We start from the raw sequence: 2,702 nt of genomic DNA on the forward strand, positions 1-2,702 counted from the left end.
AATAGCGGAAGCCTTGGACGCTATTTAGGATTTTGATTATGGTTTCAAAAGCACGACAGTGCTATTGAAAATACCTACCGACAGTAATAGACTTTTTGGTTCGTTTTTGGTCTTTCAAAAATGAACAAAAAAACCAAACACCAACAACCCTAAGACTTCTGCTTCGGAATAGTACAACCCGCACTTTCCCAAGGATACTTACCCGCAGGTAAAGCCTCTTCAATAGTAATTAATGGCAAAAAGATTTCTGCATCGGCTGACACTCCCGTACCTTGAACATTAAGCCCAAAAATACTACGCAATTGGTTGGCACCTGTATTAGGCACGGTAACAGCTGCGTCGACTTGCTCACGGCTCATTTCCTTACGATCGGCATAAAGCGCTGCCCAACGCTCCCCTACCGGAATTTTAATCAGCATACCTTTATTACCATCACTCATAGGATCGAGATACATAGCCTCATCTACCACATCGGCAATGGCCATTTTATCATTGATTTCCTTGTAGTCGTATTTAGAGTTTCCTGCAAATATATTGTTGATCAACTTCAGCTTTGCACCTTTGCTGTACAGTCCACCCATATGTCCATACGCCAAGGTGTTACGCTCTACCGTTGCAATTAAATTTTGTTCCAGCGCTAAAGCATCACCGCCATAAGAAGCAACAGCATCGTGTTTCCACGTAAATAGTACCGTGTTATATTTAATATCAAAAACAGGTAATTTACTCTCGTCCGTACCCATATAACCCGTACGTGCATGAATACCGTAGCCAGTATTGTTGATACAGAAATTATTCTGAATAAGTCCCTTACCACCTTCAAACACCTGAACCGAAATCACTCCCTGTGTTGGTGCGGTATTCATAACCACACAATTCACTACCGAAATATTAGTGTACTTACTCCCCACAACAACAATGCCGCCTGATTCTGGTGAAGGATTTTTATTTGTCGGAGGATGCGCTGTACGACGTATAGCTAAGTTTTCGTCTTTATGATAGCGGTTACGTGGACCGTTATCGATAATGATACCATCTACTACAATCGCAGAACCCGTAGATTTATGCCCATTACTTTCTCGCGATTTGTCGGTGTGAATATAAATTCTAGGCAAGGTAGATTTCATATAATCGTTAGTCCCTGTGAATATAGTTTTATGAGCATCCCAAGGATCGCGGTAGCTAAAGTCGGTATTGTAACCTCCATAGATTTGTACGGGAACTGTGATTTCGTCCGAACCATTCTTGCCCTTACTCATATAAACACCTTCCGCAATATGAATACGGTCATTAGGTTTGAGATGATGAATGATGTTTCCTAAATCTTTTGCAGGACGTTCCTTAGTGCCCATCTGACCCGATCCTGTGGTTTTACTAATAAACCAATCACGACCCTTGTTAGCGAAATTAGGTGAAGTGTTTTGAGCGAATAGGTTTGGACTTGTGAATACGGCTAAAAGTGCCAAAACCAATATAGAATGCTTCATAAATTTTAGAAATTGAAATGTTATAGATTAATAGACACAAAAGCTAACAAATAGCTAAAAAGAAGACCTCTATTTTTTAGTCAGTAAGACCAAAAACTTAGTGAAAGCTTAAAAAGTAAGTACAACATGACAAAACACCAAACACACAAAACCACACGTCAGTTCGAGTGTTTTATTCGAAGCATGAGAATAAAATGTATCGAGAACCGCAAACACATCTTCGACAGGCTCAGACTGACAGCATCCTTCAAACTATTACCGTCATTGCGAACACAGTGAAGCAATCTCACCTCTATACTGTCATGCTGAACTCGTTTCAGCATCTCATTTTCACGCAAACAATAGATCCTGAAATAAATTCAAAATGACAAAACAAATCAAAAAGAGAAAGTAGCTCAAACCCAATTCCGACACGGTCGGAACCCGCTGTCGTAAGTATATATAATCAAAATACGTTAAAAATAGCGGAAGCCTTGGACGCTATTTAGGATTTTGATTATGGTTTCAAAAGCACGACAGTGCTATTGAAAATACCTATCGACAGTAATAGACTTTTTGGTTCGTTTTTGGTCTTTCAAAAATGAACAAGAAGAAACAAACAAAACAATCTATCCAAAAATATCCTATGCATTTACAAACGACCTCCGATTATTTAGCGTAAAACATGTAGTGAAGCGTAGGGTTAAACAAAAATCTTGATAAAGAACAAATAGTCAACAGACACCAATCAATAAATAGACCTTATGTTTTCACTAAAACAATGACCACCATTTTTGTGCCGAAGCAAACAATATGTTTAGCGAAATCATCGGCAGTCTTGATTTTTTTGGTTCATTTTTTTATCAAGAACTGCGTAGCACATCATGAGTTCTTAAACAATGAATATGGACGAATACAAAAAGAACATAAAAGAGGCACTTCGACTGCGCTCAGTGTCACACCTTAATAATCAATTATACATTATAGTAAGCAGAGCAAAGCAATCCCAAATAGCAACTGTAATGCTGAACTAGTTTCAGCATCTCATTTTCATATAAACAATAGATTCTGAAATAAATTCAGAATGACACTTCAAATAAAAAAGAAAGCAAATCAAACTTCGATTAGGATACAAGCAAAACAATCTATCCAAAAATATCCTATGCATTTACAAACGACCTCCGATTATTTAGCGTAAAACATGTAGTGAAGCGTAGGGTTAAACAAAAATCTTGA

The 2,702-nt window shown here is 38.0% G+C and carries 1 protein-coding gene; it reads right to left on the reverse strand.

The annotated features are described in order from the left end of the window. Positions 1-149: 149 nt before the first annotated feature. The gene (locus QGM60_RS18050; protein ID WP_281141638.1) at positions 150-1,487 is read right to left on the reverse strand and encodes a hypothetical protein; all 1,338 of its coding nucleotides are present in this window, start codon (positions 1,485-1,487) and stop codon (positions 150-152) included. Positions 1,488-2,702 lie beyond the last annotated feature (1,215 nt).

This window comes from Winogradskyella sp. SYSU M77433 (genome assembly GCF_029911945.1).
Taxonomy (GTDB): Bacteria; Bacteroidota; Bacteroidia; order Flavobacteriales; family Flavobacteriaceae; genus Winogradskyella.